The sequence below is a fragment of the Amycolatopsis sp. NPDC051371 genome (assembly GCF_040682155.1).
Taxonomy (GTDB): Bacteria; Actinomycetota; Actinomycetes; order Mycobacteriales; family Pseudonocardiaceae; genus Amycolatopsis.
In genome coordinates this window covers 142,407-158,473 of the sequence record NZ_JBFBAG010000013.1, presented here as the reverse complement: position 1 = coordinate 158,473, position 16,067 = coordinate 142,407, and the positions used below count along the sequence as shown (strand labels likewise).

Here is a 16,067-nt window from a genome sequence, read left to right as displayed (position 1 = left end):
GGGGTGGCCCGGTGAACGTTCAGGCGGGGGCGACCGCGGACCACGGCACGGTCAGCTCGCCGAGCCGGATCCGCGACGGCGGGCCCGACACCGGCCAACCCCGTGCGACCAGCAGCCGCACGGTTTCCAGCCAGCGCGAGCGGACCCCGAACGCCTGGTGCGGCGCGGCCGTGGCCCAGCAGGCGTCGAGGGACGACAACAACGCGTGCACCCGCTCGCCCGGGACGTTCCGGTGGATCAGCGCCTTCGGCAGCCGCTCGGCGATCGTCGACGGCTTCTCCAGCCCCGCCAGCCGCATCGACAGCGTCAACGAAACCGGGCCGGACGCGGAAACCAGCACCCACGTCGACAGCCGGCCGATCTCGTCGCACGTCCCCTCGACCAGCAGGCCGCCCGGGGCCATCGAGTCCAGCACCAGCCCCCACGCGCCCGCGACCTCGTCTTCCGCGTACTGCCGCAGCACGTTGAACGCGCGCACCAGCACCGGCCGGGTCCCGGCCAGCTCGAACCCGCCGCGGCGGAAGTCCAGCAGCGGCGGGGAAGCGGCAGGCTGGGCGACAGCCACGCGCGCGGGGTCCAGCTCCAAGCCCAGCACCCGGACGTCCGGCCGGACGCGCCGCAGCCACCGCGCCAGTTCGACGGTCGTCACCGGCGAAGCGCCGTAACCGAGGTCGACGACCAGCGGCGCGTCGGCCGCGCGCAGCAACCGGGTCGTCGCCGGCGCAGAAGCGATCCAGCGGTCGACCCGGCGGAGGCGGTTCGGGTTGGTCGTGCCGCGGGTCGGCGCGCCGACCGGGCTCAGTTTGCTTCGGTGAGCCACTTCGCCGTGAATTCGGACTCGTGCTCCAGCAGCTTCGTGACCTGCTCGGCGATCACGCTTTCCAGCTTCCCGCCGAACAGCGGGATCCGGACCGTCACCTCGCCGCTGATCCGCAGCACCGTCTTGTCGCCGTTGGCCAGCAACGCGGTGCGCGCGGTGATCTCGCCCGGGACGCCGCCGACCTCGACCGTCGCGTTGCCCTGGCGGCCGGTGCCGTCGTTGCTCACGCGCCAGGTCTGCGTGCGGGTCACGATCAGGTCGCCCTTGTGCAGCGTCCGCACCGCCTGCGGCAGCTTGTCCGCGCTGATCCCCTGCCGCAGCTCGTACCGCAGGTCCGTGCCGGAGACCTCGTACGACAGCAGCGCCGCGCCGTGCCCGCCGAGCCGCTCGAGCCGCGCTCGGAGCGCGTCTTCGCCGGCGACCGCCGCGTACGTCGCGGCGACGTCGGCGGAGAACTCAGCACGGTGCTCGATCCGGGATCCCATGAGCCGGACAGTACCGTCAGACGCGTGAACACCGCCCGAACTCCCGCACTCCCGAAGCTCTCCGCGTACACCACGCTGCGTCTCGGCGGCCCGGCCCGCCAGTTCGTCAGCGCGGTGACCAGCGAAGACCTCGTCGCGGCGGTCCGCGAGGCCGACGCGGCGGGCGAGCCGGTGCTGCTGCTCGGCGGCGGCTCCAACCTGGTGGTCGGCGACGCGGGGTTCGACGGCACGCTGATCGAGGTGGCGAACACCGGCTGGCGCCGTGACGGTGCCGTCGTGGAGGTCGAGGCCGGCCAGAACTGGGACGCGTTCGTCGCCGGGCTCGTCGAGGCGGGCCTGGGCGGGCTCGAATGCCTCTCCGGCATCCCGGGCAGTGTCGGCGCGACGCCGATCCAGAACGTCGGCGCGTACGGCTGCGAAGTGGCCGAGTCGATCGTTTCGGTGGAGCTGTACGACCGGCGGACGCGTGAAGTGCGCACGCTCAAGGCGGACGAGCTCGGCTTTGCCTACCGCACCAGCGTCCTCAAGGGCACCGACAACGGTGTCGTCCTGTCGGTCCGCTTCGAGATCCGCGAGGACGGCCTCTCGGCGCCCGTCCGCTACGCCGAACTGGCGCGCACGCTCGGCGTCGAGATCGGCGCCCACGTCCCGGCGGCCGAAGCGCGTGAAGCCGTGCTCGAGCTGCGTCGCGGCAAGGGCATGGTGCTCGACCCGGACGACCACGACACGTGGAGCGCGGGCTCGTTCTTCACCAACCCGATCGTCCCGTCGGCCGCGGCGGAAGCCGTCTTGGCGCGCATCACGGACAGCGTCGGGTCCGAGGTCCCGCAGTACCCGGCCGACGGCGGCGTCAAGCTGTCCGCGGCCTGGCTGATCGAGCGCGCCGGCTTCGCGAAGGGGCACCCCGGGCCGGGGAACCGCGTCTCGCTGTCGACGAAGCACACCCTCGCGCTGACCAACCGCGGCGACGCGACGACCGAAGACCTGCTCGCCCTGGCCCGCGAAGTCCGCGACGGCGTTTCCGAGCGTTTCGGGGTCCGGCTGCACCCGGAGCCGTTGCTGATCAACTGCGTGATTTGAGCCGAACCGGGCAACCTGGACGTGTGTAGGACGTCATTGTCGACATAGGCGGCGCCACCTGATCGGATGGTCTTTACCTTTCGGCGGGTAACGTCGGCTGGGCTACCAGCGCTAAGGGCGTGTGCCCCGCTGGTCGGCGGGGGAACTCGGGAGGTTTCGGTGATCGAACGGCGTACGGTCTTCAAGGCCGCTCTGGCGGCGGGGGCCGCCCTGGTCGCCGCGGCGTGTTCGAGCACGAACGACGGCACCGCGCTGCCCACCGGCGCCGCGGGCGCCGACGGGGAGGGCGGGGCCCAGCCCGTGGCGAAGATCACGGCCGAGCCGGCCGTCAACGCCAAGGACGCCCCGGTCCTCAAGCCCGTCGTGATCAAGGTCGCCGACGGCAAGCTCACCGAGTGCAAGGTGACCGCCGACGGCGGCAAGGCCGTCAAGGGCGACACCGCGCCGGACGGGCTCTCCTGGACCAGCTCCGAGCCGCTCGGCTACGGCAAGACCTACACCTACGCGGCCAAGGCCACCGGCAGCGACGGCAAACCCGTCGAGCTCACCGGCACCTTCAGCACGATCACCCCGGCCAAGCAGATCCGCGCCACGCTCAACCCGGCCGACAACCAGCAGGTCGGTGTGGCCATGCCGATCAGCGTCAAGTTCCAGTCGCCGGTCAAGGACCGCGCGGCCGTCGAGAAGGCGCTGTCGGTGAAGACGGACAAGGACGTCGAAGGCGCCTGGGGCTGGCTGTCCGACAGCCAGGTCGACTACCGGCCGAAGGAGTACTGGCCGCAGAACATCACCGTGAGCGTCGAGGCGAAGCTGTACGGCGTCGAGCTGGGCGGCGGCGCGTACGGCAAGGCCGACGTCACGACGAAGTTCAAGATCGGCCGCAACCAGGTGGTCAAGGTCAACACCCCGGACCACCAGATGCGCGTCTACCGCGGTGGTTCGCAGGTCAAGAGCTACCCGTGCGCGAACGGGCTGGACGCCGAGGTCGACCGCAACACCCCGAACGGCACCTACATCGTCATGAGCAAGGAGCCGACGGCGGTGTTCGACAACGCCCGCTACGGCTACACGAACGTCAACAAGAAGTGGGCCTGCCGGTTCTCCAACCACGGCGAGTACATCCACGAGAACCAGGACAACGCGGCCAACATCGGGAAGACCAACAACTCCCACGGCTGCGTCAACCTCCTCGAGGCCGACGCGAAGGACTACTTCGACTCCGCGCTGGTCGGCGACCCCGTCGAGATCACCGGCTCGAACCTGGGCGCGCCGATGGCTTCGGATGTCAAGGACTGGAACTACAGCTGGTCGGCCTGGAAAGGGCTGGGTGCGAAGTAACCCGTGCGCACCGAAGTCGTCGGGTACGGCGGGACGCGGCTGGGCCTGCGGGTCGAAGGGGCCGAGAACAGCAGGCCGATCGTGTTCGTGCACGGCTGGGCGCAGTCGGCCGGCTGCTGGGCCGCGCAGCTCGCCGACCCGGCGCTGACCGAGCGGTTCCGCCTGGTCGCGATGGACCTGCGCGGCCACGGCGCGTCCGACGTCCCGGCGTCGGGCTACGACGACCCGGTGGCCTGGGCCGACGACCTCGCCGCGGTGCTCGACTTCGCCGGGCCGGACGCGATCGTCGTCGCCTGGTCCTACGGCGGCCTGGTGCTCACCGACCACATCCGGGTGCACGGCACCGCACGGCTGCGCGGGATCGTGCTCGTCGGCGCGATCACCGAGATCGGCCGCGACCGGGCGGGCGGACGCGTCGGCCCGTTGATGCGTGAGCACATGCGGGCGATGCTTTCGGACGATCCGGACATCGCGGTCCCGGCGCTCACCGCGTTCAGCCGCGACATGGCCGGCGGCCCGGTGCCCGGAGCGCAGGTCCAAGCTCTGCTAGGGGCTTCTCTCAGCGTGCCCCCGTCGGTTCGCGCGGCGCTGTTCCGCCGAGACATCGGCAGCGACGAAGTCCTGGTCAGGGTCGACAAACCGACCCTCGTCGTGCACGGTTCGCACGACCAAGTGATCGACCCCGCGGCGGCGGAGCACTCGATCGGGAAGATTCCGGGTGCCACCGGGCGTTGGTTCCTTGACGGGGGGCATGCGCCCTTCGCCGAGTCCGCGGACGAGTTCGACGCGGTACTCCGGCAGTTCGCCGAGGAATGCTGACGTAACGCGGGAGACGACCAAGGTGACCAGCTCCATCCGCGGGTTCCGTGCTGCGCCGCGCCGGGTCGCGGTGCTGTCCGTCCACACCTCGCCACTCGAGCAGCCGGGGACCGGTGACGCGGGCGGGATGAACGTCTACGTCAGCCAGACGGCGATCGAGATGGCCCGCCTCGGGGTCGAGGTCGAGGTGTTCACCCGCGCGACGGCGTCGGACCAGCCGCCGGTGGCCGAGCTCGCGCCGGGCGTGACCGTCCGGCACGTGCAGGCGGGCCCGTTCGAGCCGCTGAGCCGCGACGAGCTGCCCGCGCAGCTGTGCGCGTTCACCTCCGGCGTGCTGCGCACCGAGGCGTTCCACGAGCCCGGCTACTACGACCTCATCCACTCGCACTACTGGCTCTCGGGCCAGGTCGGCTGGCTGGCGCGCGACCGGTGGTCCGTGCCGCTCGTGCACACCGCGCACACCCTGGCAAAGGTGAAGAACGCCGCGCTCGCCGAGGGCGACAAGCCCGAGCCGCGCACCCGCGTGATCGGCGAGGAGCAGGTGGTCGCCGAGGCCGACCGGCTGGTCGCCAACACCGCGGTCGAGGCGCGCCAGCTCGTCGACCTCTACGACGCCGAGCCGCACGCGGTGCACGCCGTGCCGCCGGGTGTCGACCTCGAACGCTTCACGCCGGGTTCGCAGGCCGTCGCGCGGGCCGAGCTGGGCCTCGCCGCCGACGACGTCGTGCTGGCCTTCGCCGGCCGGATCCAGCCGCTCAAGGCGCCGGACGTGCTGTTGCACGCCGCGGCGGCCCTCCTGCGCCGGCGTCCGGAGCTGGCCCCCCGTCTGGTCGTGCTGATCGTCGGCGGGCCGTCGGGCACCGGGCTGGAGCAGCCGCAGGCCCTGCGCGAGCTGGCGGTTTCGCTGGGCATCGAGCGCCAGGTCCGCTTCTTGCCGCCGCAGCCGGGCGAAGCGCTCGCCCGGGTGTTCCGCGCCGCCGACGTCGTCGCGGTGCCCAGCTACAACGAGTCGTTCGGGCTGGTCGCGCTGGAGGCGCAGGCCTGTGGGACGCCGGTGGTCGCGGCCGAGGTCGGCGGGCTGCCGGTGGCGGTGCCGCACGGCGTGTCCGGCCTGCTGGTCCCCGGGCACGGCGCCGAGGAGTGGGCGGACGCGCTGGCCGCCGTCGCCCTGCGCCCGGACCGGCGAGCCGAGCTCGGCGCCAACGCCGTCGTGCACGCGGGACGCTTCTCCTGGCGTCGTACGACGGACGCGCTCCTGGACATCTATGCTCAGGCCACCAGCGCTTTCCGGCACGCGCTGGACCTGCGCGCGGAGGTGGCGGTGTGAGCCTGGACGAGCTGATCCAGTCTACTTTGGACTCTTCGGAGCTGGAGTACGACAAGCGCGGTCCCGGCAAGTACTTCGTCACGCTCCCGGGGACGAAGAAGCTGCAGACGAACGCGTGGCTCGTCGACGGCGACCACGCGTTTTCGGTCGAGGCGTTCGTTTGTCGACGTCCGGATGAGTCCCATGAGGACGTTTACCGGTTCCTGTTGCAGCGCAACGCGAAGCTCTACGGCGTGCACTACACAGTGGACAGTCTCGGCGACATCTACCTGGTCGGCCGGTTCGGCAAGGACACGATGTCCGCCGACGAGCTCGACAAGGTGCTGGGCCAAGTCCTCGAAGCCGCCGACGGCGACTTCAACACGCTGCTGGAGATCGGCTTCGCGACGTCGATCAAGCGCGAGTGGGACTGGCGCGTCTCCCGCGGCGAGTCGCTGGCCAACCTGCAGGCGTTCAAGCACCTCGTCGCGCCCGCGAAGCCGCACGAACCAGGCTTGACCGAGTCGTGACCCGGGCCGTGCAACGGTCCTGATCCGGACATCCGTCTCATCGCCAGTCGAAACTGGAGGGAGACCCAGGATGCGGACTCGATGGAGAGCGGCGCTGGCGATCACGGCGGCGGCGATCGCGCTGGCCGGCTGCTCGTCGGCGGAGAACGGGGCATCGTCCACGGCGGACAGCGCGGGCTCGGGGCGTGTGCCCGCCGCGCCTCAGCAGGGCACCGGCAAGGCCGATTCGAAGGTGACGCCACCGCAGGCCGGGGCCACCGACCGGAAGCTGTCGCGCAGCGCGCGGCTGGAGCTGACGGCCACCAAGGTCGTCGACGTCGTCGCGCAGGCCCGCGGGATCGCGCTGGGCGCGGGCGGCTACACCGGGCAGGAGAGCACCGGCGAGGACTCGGCGACGCTGTCGCTGGCGGTGCCCGCGGACAAGCTCGACCCGGTGCTCGACCAGCTTTCGCACCTGGGCTCGAGCCTGGTGAAGCGGGAGCTGAACACCCAGGACGTGACCGAGCAGGTCGTCGACGTCGAAGCACGGCTGACGACGCAGCGGAAGTCGGTCGAGCGGATCCGCGCGCTGCTCTCGCAGGCGACTTCGGTGTCGGACATCACGTCGATCGAGAGTGAGCTGACGAGCCGCGAATCGGCGCTCGAATCGCTCGAGCAGCAGCGGAACTCCCTGGCGGGCAGCGTCGCGATGGCGACCGTGGCGATGAGCATCCGCAGCGTGGCGGCGCCGGCGCCGGCGAAGGAGGACCGCAGCGGGTTCCTCGGCGGTCTGGCCGGCGGGTGGGACGCGTTCCTGGTCTTCGGCGGCGGCTTGCTGACCGTGCTGGGCGCGATCGCGCCGTTCCTGCTGATCGTGGTGCCGCTGGCGTGGCTGGGCTGGCGGCTGAACCGCCGTCGCCGCCCGGTGAAGGCGGAGCCCACCGAGGTGTGAGCGGGCAGGCGGGACGGCTCGAGGGAGGGGGGAGTCGCGATCTCGAGCCGCCCCGCTGAAGTTCCCGCCGATCAGGACCCGGTGACGAGGGGGATGCCAACGGGGCCGGCGGGCCGCGGCTCGGCAGGGGGGAGACGAGCCGCGGTCGTAGCCCGAAACCGGCCGGGGAGTGCGTGGAATCCGGCCGCTCGGGACGTAGTCAACCTGTCAGATCTCGACCTGTAATCACAAGACTACTCACTAGTCCGTTCGAGTGAACTTCACTCACGGCGATAACGGAACGCAGTCCGATGGCAGGATTTTGCGCGTTGTTGGCACCTGGACTTGTCGAAGGGTGAGGTGTTACTCCGAGGTAACACACTCTGTGTAGGACGCGAGGTCACCGGTCGATCCCGTGGTCCGGTCTGGCAGGCTGCAGGCATGGCTGAACTCGGGACGTTGGTGCTGCTCCGCCACGGGCAGAGCACGTGGAACGCGGAAAACCTGTTCACCGGCTGGGTGGACGTGCCGCTGTCGGAGCAGGGCGAGGCCGAAGCCCGCCAGGGCGGTCAGCTGCTGGCCGACGCCGGCCTGCTGCCGGACGTGCTGCACACCTCGCTGCTGCGCCGGGCGATCTCCACCGCGAACATCGCGCTGGACGCCGCCGACCGGCACTGGATCCCGGTCAAGCGCGACTGGCGCCTCAACGAGCGCCACTACGGCGCGCTGCAGGGCAAGGACAAGAAGCAGACCCTGGCCGAGTTCGGCGAAGAGCAATTCATGCTCTGGCGCCGCTCCTACGACACCCCGCCGCCGGCGATCGACCCGAAGGACGAGTGGAGCCAGGCGGACGACGCCCGCTACGCGAACCTCGGCGACAAGGCGCCGCTGACCGAGTGCCTCAAGGACGTCGTCGAGCGGCTGCTGCCGTACTGGGAGTCCGAGATCGTGCCGGACCTGCGCGCGGGCAAGACCGTCCTGGTCGCCGCGCACGGCAACTCGCTGCGCGCGCTCGTCAAGCACCTTGACGGGATCTCCGACGCCGACATCGCCGGCCTGAACATCCCCACCGGCATCCCGCTGCGCTACGACCTCACGGCCGACCTGAAGCCGGTCAAGGCCGGCGGCGAGTACCTCGACCCCGAGGCCGCCAAGGAAGCCGCCGCCGCGGTCGCCAACCAGGGCCGCTGACGCAAGTCCGTGAAGGCCACCTTGAGGAACTTCAAGTTCCTCAAGGTGGCCTTCACGGCTTTCAGGACGGGGTGACGGTGCGGACGCCGGTCGCCTTCCAGGTGGGGCCCGCGCGGACCAGGTCGAGGGTGGCCGACAGGGGTTTGGCGGTCGTCTGGCCCGCCGCGTCCGTCACTTGCACGTTCGCGTAGAACAACACGGTCGCCTTGTCCGCGGTGATGGTCGTCACGCCGGTCATCAGCTCCGGTGGCACGACGGCGCGCACGCCGCTCGTGCGGAACTTGTCGAGGTACGCGGCCTTGTTCGAGCGGTACTCGCCGAGCAGCGGCTCGGCGCAGACGGCTTCGGCCCGCGCGTACGAGCCTTCGGGGTCGGCGCTGTCCGCCGACGCCAGCGCGGTCACGGCCGCCCGCGCTCCCGCCAGCGCCGAATCGCGCAGGCCCGCCGCGCTGCCGTCCTCGGGGTGCGGCGCGGGCGACGGCTGGGCCGGGCTGACCGCGATGTCCGACAGACGCCAGCGCCCGCCGGCCGCGAGCGCGGTGAACGCGACCGTCGCCAGGCCCTTCGTCGTGCCGTTGACCTGTTCGAGCACGGTCAGCGCCCGCACCCGGTTCCCGGTCAGCTCAAGGGCCGCGGCCTGCAGCACCCGGGTGGTCAGCCGCACCGGCTGCGGGTTGTTCCGGATCTGCTCGAACAGGGCGGTGTACTGCGCCTTGGCGGAGCCGGTGAGGTGCGTCTCGGCGGTCCGGTCGAAGGCGGCCTTGTCGGCCGAGTCGTAGCTGAAGACGGCTTCGGCCGCGGTCTTCACGGCGGCGAGCGCGGCGGCCGTGCCGGGAGCGTCGATCACCGCGAGGTTCTCCGCGCCCGGGATCGGCGTGGCCGTGCCGGAGACCGCCGAGGAGCACGCCGACGTCACCAGGACCAGGACCAGCGCCGGCAACGCCCGCTTCACAGGAGGCCGGCCTCGCGGGCCCGCGCTCCGGCCTGGAACCGCGAAGACGCGCCGAGGATCTCCATCAGCTCGGCCACCCGCCGCCGGTAGGTCCGCAGGCCCACGCCGAGCGTCCGGGCCGCCGTCTCGTCCTTGCAGCCGGACGCCAGCTGCACGAGGATCTCGCGCGCGCCCAGCTCGGTGAACCGGGCCTGGTAGGACTCGAGGTCGGTGCCGCCGGCCCAGGCCGCCTCGAACAGCGACTGGATGCCCTGGACCAGCTCCGGGCTGCTGACGACTGTGTAGCTGCGGACGCCGCCGACGTTGTCGCCGGCCACGATCGCGATCCGGCGGTCCAGCAGGATCGTCTCGTTGACCTCGCGCTCGGTGATCCGGATGCGCGCGCCGTGCTCGGCCATGAACCGCAGGTGCTCCGCCAGCGCCGGGTCGAACAGGACGCCGGGCAGGTACATCTTGCGCACGGACATGCGCACTACCGTCCGCACCGCCTGCTCCCGCTCGGGCGCCGTCGGGTGCGCCACCGACCAGGTGTGCAGGTCGCGGGCCGCGCACGAAACCTCAGTCGCGGCCGCGAACAGGTGGGCCGTCCGCTCGAACAGCTCGGCCTCGCCCCGCACCACGACGACGTCAGTCACCTTCTCCACGTATTCCAGTCTGGCAGCAAAGTGCCATTCCCGGCGCCGCTCACGCCGGATCGCGAGGCTGGAGCCATGACCACGAACACCCTCCCCGCCGCCGCGGCGGGCACCTGGAAGCTCGGCTCCTTCGAAGTCAACCGGCTCGGCTTCGGCGCCATGCGCCTGATGTCCACTTCGGACGGCGGTGTCCGCGACCGCGAGACGTCGATCGCCGTGCTGCGCCGTGCCGTCGAGCTCGGCGTGAACCACATCGACACCGCCGCCTTCTACTTCGCCGGCCCCCGCTCGGCGAACGAGCTGATCAACCGGGCCCTCGCGCCGTACGGCGACCTGACGATCACCACCAAGGTCGGCCCGGGCCGCGACTTCACCGGCGCGTTCTACACCGCCCGGCCGGACCAGCTGCGGGACCAGGTCGAAGAGAACCTCCGCGAACTGGGCCTCGACCACCTCGACGTCGCCAACTACCGGATCGGCCAGGGCCTCGACCGCGGGGAAGGCTCGCTCGCCGACGGTTTCGGCGCGCTCGCGGAGCTGCGCGAGAAGGGCCTGATCCGCGAGCTGGGCATCTCCAACGTCGCGCCGCACCACCTGACGGAGGCACTCGAGATCGCGCCGGTCGTCTGCGTCCAGAACCAGTACGGCCTCACCGCCCGCCGCGAGGACGACGAGATCGTCCGGATGTGCGCCGAGCGCGGGATCGCCTTCGTGCCGTTCTTCGCCGTCGCGAGCGGGACGGGCGAGGACGCCCGCGTCGCCGAGGTCGCGCGCCGGCACGACGTCACCCCGGCCCAGGTGCGGCTCGCGTGGACCCTCCACCAAGGACCGCACGTGCTCGCCATCCCGGGCACCGGCGACGTCGCGCACCTCGAGCAGAACGTCGCCGCGGCGGCGCTGCGGCTCTCCGGCGACGATCTGAAGGCCCTCGACGGTGATGCGTGATTCACCCGGAATGTCTCGCCGGGGAATCGATCGGGTGAACGTGGGCTGAAGCACCGGCGAACATGTCATCGCCAGGTGTCGCGGTGCTCACGACTAGGCGGACAACGCTAGGCCGAAGGGCCACTTCTCAGCTTACGATCGGCCTGTGACCACGCCTGTTTCCCTCGCACTGGCCATCGGGGCACTGGTGGCCGGTGCGGTGGTCGGCTACCTCCTCGCACGGGCCCGGACCCGCCGCGAAGAGGCCCGGCCGCCGGGCCCGACCGTCGCGGAGCTCCTCGAACGGCTGGTCCGCTCGTCCCACAACGGCGTCGTCGTGCTCAACAAGTTCGGCGACATGGTGCTGCACAACCCGCGCGCCTACGAGCTGGGCCTGGTGAAGGTCAACCAGGCCGACGCGCGGGCCCGCAAGGCCGCCGAGCAGGTCGTCGAGACCGACGAGCCGATGGAGATCGACCTCTCGCCGCTCGAAGCGCGCGGCCGCCAGCCGGAGGCGGTGCTCGGCCAGGTCCGGCCGCTCGGCGACGGCTTCACCGTCGTCGAGGCCGTCGACCACTCCGAGGCCATCCGGCTGGAGGCCGTGCGCCGCGACTTCGTCGCCAACGTCAGCCACGAGCTCAAGACCCCGGTCGGCGCGATCGCGCTGCTCACCGAGGCCGTGCTCGACGCCGCCGAGGACGTCGAGGAGGTCCGCCGCTTCGGCGGCAAGATCCTGCGCGAGTCCACCCGGCTCGGCCAGCTCGTCACCGAGCTGATCGCGCTTTCGCGGCTGCAGGGCGCCGAGCGGCTGCCGGACCTCAACGTCGTCGAGGTCGACGCGGTCGTCCGCGAGGCGCTCGGCCGGACGACGCTCTCGGCCGAGTCGGCCGACATCCGGATCACCACCGACACCCCCAGCGGCTTGCTCATCGAGGGTGACCGGACGCTGCTGGTCACCGCGCTGTCGAACCTGCTGGAGAACGCCGTCGCGTACTCGCCGGCCGGCAGCCCGGTGTCGATCTCCCGCCGGCTCGCCGACGGGATGGTCGAGGTCGCCGTCACCGACCGGGGGATCGGCATCGCCGAGGACGAGCAGCAGCGCGTGTTCGAGCGCTTCTACCGCGCCGACAAGGCCCGCTCGCGCGCCACCGGCGGCACCGGGCTGGGCCTGGCGATCGTCAAGCACGTCGCGGCCAACCACGGCGGCTCGGTCGGGCTGTGGAGCCGTCCCGGCACCGGCTCGACGTTCACGCTGCGCATCCCCGCGCACGTCCGCCCCGAGCCGGCCCCGGAGCCGGCGCGCGCCACCAAGACCTCGCCGGCACCACGGCAGGAGAAGACCCCCGAGCGCACCCCGAGGCTCGTGGTTACCGGGCAGGACAGCCCAGATCATGGAGGAAACCTGTGACCAGGGTTCTCATCGTCGAGGACGAGGAGTCGTTCGCCGACCCCCTCGCCTTCCTGTTGCGCAAGGAAGGGTTCACCGCGGCCGTGGCCGGCACCGGCCAGGCGGCGCTGGAGGAGTTCGACCGCAACGGCGCCGACATCGTGCTGCTCGACGTCATGCTGCCGGGGATGAGCGGCACCGACGTGTGCAAGCAGCTGCGCCAGCGGTCGGCCGTGCCGGTGATCATGGTGACCGCGCGCGACAGCGAGATCGACAAGGTCGTCGGCCTGGAGCTGGGCGCGGACGACTACGTGACGAAGCCGTACTCGGCCCGTGAGCTGATCGCGCGGGTGCGGGCGGTGCTGCGCCGCGGCGGCGAGCCGGGCTCCGAAGGCGAGCTGGCCCCGCTGGTGCTGTCGGCGGGCCCGGTCCGGATGGACGTCGAGCGGCACGTCGTGACGGTGGACGGCGCCGAGGTGTCGTTGCCGCTCAAGGAGTTCGACCTGCTGGAGTACCTGCTCCGCAACGTCGGCCGGGTGCTGACGCGCGGCCAGCTGATCGACCGGGTGTGGGGCGCGGACTACGTCGGCGACACGAAGACGCTGGACGTCCACGTGAAGCGGCTGCGCTCGAAGATCGAGCCGGATCCGGGCTCGCCGCGGCACCTGGTGACGGTCCGGGGTCTCGGCTACAAGTTCGAGACGTGAGTCCCCTTTGCCTGTTGTGCCGTTAAGGCCACCTTGCGGGCGTCAGGCGCCCGCAAAGTGGCCTTAACGGCACTTCGGCCCCGGTGGGAGGCGCGCCGGGGCGGTACCGCACCGAGTGTTGTTGGTTACATGTTCGAGACCTGGCGCTGGGCCCGGTACCCTGGATCCCCGTGCGCCTAGGGGTACTCGACGTCGGTTCCAACACCGTCCACCTGCTGGTGGTCGATGCCCACCGTGGTGCCCACCCGACGCCGATGCATTCCGAGAAGTCCGTGCTCCGCCTGGCCGAGCAGCTCACCCCCGGCGGGGAGCTGAGCAAGGCCGGCGCCGACGACCTCGTGACCGCCGTCGAGTCCGCCAAGGAAGCCGCCGCGAGGCTCGGCTGCGAAGACGTCATGGCCTTCGCCACCTCCGCGGTCCGCGAAGCGAAGAACTCCGCCAAGGTGCTGGCCCGCGTGGCCGACCGCACCGGCGTCGACCTTCAGGTCCTTTCCGGTACCGACGAAGCCCGGCTCACCTTCCTCGCCGTCCGGCGGTGGTACGGCTGGTCGGCCGGCCAGCTGCTCGTGCTCGACATCGGCGGCGGCTCGCTGGAGATCGCGATGGGCCGCGACGAAGAGCCCGTCCTGGCCGAGTCGCTGCCCCTCGGTGCGGGCCGCACCACGCGCACCCGCTTCAAGCACGACCCGCCGACGCGCTCCGAGCTCGTCGCGACGTCGGCGTGGCTCGACGACCAGCTCACCGAACTCGCGCGCAAGGTCACCAAATGGGGTGAACCCGATCGGGTCGTGGCGACGTCGAAGACGTTCCGGTCGCTCGCCCGGCTGACCGGCGCCGCCCCCTCGGCCGCGGGCCCGCGCGTGCGACGTACGCTCACGGACACGGCATTGCGCCAGCTCCTGGCCTTCATCTCGCGGATGCCGTCGGCCGATCTCGCCCAGCTCGAGGGCGTCAGCTCGAGCCGGGCGCACCAGCTTGTGGCGGGCGCGCTGGTCGCGCAGGCGACGATGCGGGCGCTCGGTTTGCCGGAACTCGAGATCTGCCCGTGGGCTCTGCGAGAAGGTGTCATCCTGCGGCGGCTGGACCATTCCAACGGCGCGGATGAAACTGGAGCTGCCCTCGTGGCGCGCTTCGGCGCACAGGAGGACCGGTGAAAGCAGACGACTGGACTTACCGGAACTCTGTGTTTTTCTCAAAGCATGGGCACGGTGGAGAGGTGACGGACATGCAGAGGTCGGCGTACAGCGCGCGCGGCGCCGCCGGCGTGCCGTCGGGTACCGCTTCACCGAGTGCCGAGGACCCGGAGCGCGCAGGGGATTGCCAGGTATGACGGACCAGACCGGAGGCGACCAGCCGCAGAAGACCGTGGCTGAGCTGCTCGCCCAGCACGGTGCCCAGGTCGACGGCGGCAACCGCCGCCGGCGGCGGCGCGCGGCCGAGGACGACGACGAGCCCGCCACCCCGGAGACCCCGCCCGGCGCGACCGGCTCCCACCGGCGACCGGGCGTGAGCGACACCGGCCCGCAGGCGATCATCGACCGCGTCGCCGGCGAGGGCACGCCCCCGCCGCCGAACCGGCCCGCCGGACGGCGCCGCGCCGAGCCGCCGCCGCCCGCACCCCGCGCGGTCCCGCAGGACTCCCAGCCGCTGCCGCGGCCGGTCCCGCCGCCCCCGGCCCGGCCCGCCCCCGGCGGCGCCGAGTCCGGCCAGTACGCGCGCCCCCCGGCGCCGCCGCAGCAGTCGGGCCAGTTCGCCCGCCCGCCCCAGGAGTCCGGCCAGTTCGCCAGCCCGCCGGCGCGGCCGCCGCAGGAGTCCGGGCAGTTCGCGAACCCCCAGGAGTCGGCGAAGCTGCCCGTGCCGCCGCGCGCGCCACGGCGTCAGCCGCCGCCCCCGCAGCCGTCCCAGCAGCTGCCGACCCCGCCGCCGCCCGCGGCCGAGGAGACCCGCGGCGCAGTTCCGCCGGTCCGTCGCCGGCCGCCCCCGCAGCCTTCGCAGCAGCTGCCGACCCCGCCGCCGCAGCCGTCCCAGCAACTGCCGACGCCGCCGCCCGGCGGACCGCTGTCGGCCCGGCTCGACGGCCTCAACGGCACCCCGGACGCCGACATCGACGTCCCGCCGGGCCCGATGGCCAGCGGGACCTTCTCGACGCCGCCGGCCGCGCCCGGCCGGCCGCGCCGGGGCCCGGCGCGCCGTCCGCAGCCGCAGCAGGAGGCCTACACCGAGCAGTTCGACGCGGTGGCCGGCGAGCCGCCGCTTCCGCCGGCGCCGGGGAAGAAGAAGCCGGACGCGCCCGAGCCGTCGTCGCCCGGCGGGCTCGCGAACTGGCGCAAGCGCCGGCAGAAGGAGCAGCTGGAGGACACCGAGATCGGCGTCATGCCGGTGGTGCCCACCGACGCCCCGGCCGACGGCTACCCCGACGACGACTTCGAGCCCGAGGGCTTCGCGCCGGAAAGCAGCGGCTACCAGGCCGCGTACGACGCGGGGCCGCCGACGGGCACGTACCCGCCGCCGATGCCGTTCGCGCCCGGCGACCGCGCCTCCCGGGCGCCGGTCCCGGACGACCTCGAGCCCTACGAGCGCGAGTTCTCCGACGGCTACCCGGCCGGCGGCCCGGACTTCGAGCAGGACGACTACGCCTACGAGCAGGGCGACGGCTACGAGGACGACGAGTACGACGACGTACCCGAGCCGGTCGCGGAGCCGGAGCCCGCGACCTCGCCCGGCAAGGCGTGGCTGGCGCTGGCCGGCCAGCTGGCGATGGGTGTCGTCGGCGGCGCGGCCGTGTGGCTGGGCTTCAACTGGCTGTGGGTGAACATCCCCGCGGCCGCACTGGTCGCGGCGCTGCTGGTGGTGGTCGCGCTGGTCTGGATCGTGCGGAAGATCCGCCGGGCCGAGGACCTGCAGACCACGGTGCTGGCGGTGCTGGTCGGCCTGGTCGTCACGGTGTCCCCGGCGGCCTTGCTGCTCGTCGGCCGCTGACGTG

16 protein-coding genes are annotated in these 16,067 nt (G+C 72.1%); 12 read left to right on the top strand and 4 right to left on the bottom strand.

Going from position 1 to position 16,067, the window contains the following annotated elements; translation table 11 throughout:
* Positions 1-19 precede the first annotated feature (19 nt).
* Positions 20-820 carry a class I SAM-dependent methyltransferase gene (locus AB0M59_RS18520; protein WP_364616379.1) on the bottom strand — a complete coding sequence of 267 codons (801 nt, stop codon included), beginning with the start codon at positions 818-820 and terminating at the stop codon, positions 20-22.
* Positions 799-1,305: a DUF2505 domain-containing protein gene (locus AB0M59_RS18515; protein WP_364616376.1), complete on the bottom strand. Its 507-nt coding sequence runs from the start codon at positions 1,303-1,305 to the stop codon at positions 799-801. The genes AB0M59_RS18520 and AB0M59_RS18515 overlap by 22 nt, the downstream gene beginning before the upstream one ends.
* A gap of 24 nt (positions 1,306-1,329) precedes the next feature.
* Between AB0M59_RS18515 and AB0M59_RS18510 the strand changes: the two genes are divergently transcribed.
* The 7 genes from AB0M59_RS18510 (at position 1,330) to AB0M59_RS18480 (ending at position 8,479) form a co-directional block, all read left to right on the top strand.
* Entirely contained in the window at positions 1,330-2,385 is a 1,056-nt protein-coding gene (locus AB0M59_RS18510; protein ID WP_364616373.1) for a UDP-N-acetylmuramate dehydrogenase, read from the top strand.
* 159 nt (positions 2,386-2,544) lie between these two features.
* On the top strand, positions 2,545-3,723 hold the full coding sequence (locus tag AB0M59_RS18505; RefSeq protein ID WP_364616370.1) for an Ig-like domain-containing protein: 1,179 nt from the start codon (positions 2,545-2,547) through the stop codon (positions 3,721-3,723).
* Positions 3,724-3,726: 3 nt separating this feature from the next.
* A complete protein-coding gene (locus AB0M59_RS18500; RefSeq protein WP_364616368.1) occupies positions 3,727-4,542 on the top strand; it encodes an alpha/beta hydrolase in 816 nt (271 codons plus the stop codon).
* 22 nt (positions 4,543-4,564) lie between these two features.
* Positions 4,565-5,869 (top strand): D-inositol-3-phosphate glycosyltransferase, encoded by a 1,305-nt coding sequence (gene mshA, locus AB0M59_RS18495; protein WP_364616365.1) that lies wholly within the window; start codon positions 4,565-4,567, stop codon positions 5,867-5,869.
* Positions 5,866-6,378: a YbjN domain-containing protein gene (locus AB0M59_RS18490; RefSeq protein ID WP_364616362.1), complete on the top strand. Its 513-nt coding sequence runs from the start codon at positions 5,866-5,868 to the stop codon at positions 6,376-6,378. The genes mshA and AB0M59_RS18490 overlap by 4 nt, the downstream gene beginning before the upstream one ends.
* 70 nt (positions 6,379-6,448) lie before the next feature.
* Entirely contained in the window at positions 6,449-7,309 is an 861-nt protein-coding gene (locus AB0M59_RS18485) for a DUF4349 domain-containing protein (RefSeq protein ID WP_364616359.1), read from the top strand.
* A gap of 420 nt (positions 7,310-7,729) precedes the next feature.
* Complete coding sequence (locus AB0M59_RS18480; RefSeq protein ID WP_364616357.1) at positions 7,730-8,479, top strand: phosphoglyceromutase; 750 nt, start codon at positions 7,730-7,732, stop codon at positions 8,477-8,479.
* Between the two features lie 61 nt (positions 8,480-8,540).
* On the opposite strand, the gene AB0M59_RS18475 is transcribed toward AB0M59_RS18480, so the two are convergent.
* Both AB0M59_RS18475 and AB0M59_RS18470 read right to left on the bottom strand, forming a co-directional pair.
* On the bottom strand, positions 8,541-9,419 hold the full coding sequence (locus AB0M59_RS18475; protein ID WP_364616354.1) for a hypothetical protein: 879 nt from the start codon (positions 9,417-9,419) through the stop codon (positions 8,541-8,543).
* Between the two features lie 8 nt (positions 9,420-9,427).
* Positions 9,428-10,075 (bottom strand): DNA-binding response regulator, encoded by a 648-nt coding sequence (locus AB0M59_RS18470; RefSeq protein ID WP_364616351.1) that lies wholly within the window; start codon positions 10,073-10,075, stop codon positions 9,428-9,430.
* Between the two features lie 66 nt (positions 10,076-10,141).
* Between AB0M59_RS18470 and AB0M59_RS18465 the strand changes: the two genes are divergently transcribed.
* The 5 genes from AB0M59_RS18465 (at position 10,142) to AB0M59_RS18445 (ending at position 16,063) form a co-directional block, all read left to right on the top strand.
* Entirely contained in the window at positions 10,142-11,011 is an 870-nt protein-coding gene (locus AB0M59_RS18465) for an oxidoreductase (RefSeq protein ID WP_364616348.1), read from the top strand.
* A 145-nt stretch (positions 11,012-11,156) separates the two neighbouring features.
* On the top strand, positions 11,157-12,398 hold the full coding sequence (locus tag AB0M59_RS18460; RefSeq protein ID WP_364616345.1) for an ATP-binding protein: 1,242 nt from the start codon (positions 11,157-11,159) through the stop codon (positions 12,396-12,398).
* Positions 12,395-13,084 carry a response regulator transcription factor gene (locus AB0M59_RS18455; protein WP_364525706.1) on the top strand — a complete coding sequence of 230 codons (690 nt, stop codon included), beginning with the start codon at positions 12,395-12,397 and terminating at the stop codon, positions 13,082-13,084. The genes AB0M59_RS18460 and AB0M59_RS18455 overlap by 4 nt, the downstream gene beginning before the upstream one ends.
* Positions 13,085-13,254: 170 nt before the next feature.
* The gene (locus AB0M59_RS18450) at positions 13,255-14,238 is read left to right on the top strand and encodes a Ppx/GppA phosphatase family protein (protein ID WP_364616342.1); all 984 of its coding nucleotides are present in this window, start codon (positions 13,255-13,257) and stop codon (positions 14,236-14,238) included.
* 172 nt (positions 14,239-14,410) lie between these two features.
* Entirely contained in the window at positions 14,411-16,063 is a 1,653-nt protein-coding gene (locus tag AB0M59_RS18445) for a hypothetical protein (RefSeq protein ID WP_364616339.1), read from the top strand.
* The last annotated feature ends 4 nt before the right edge of the window (positions 16,064-16,067 follow it).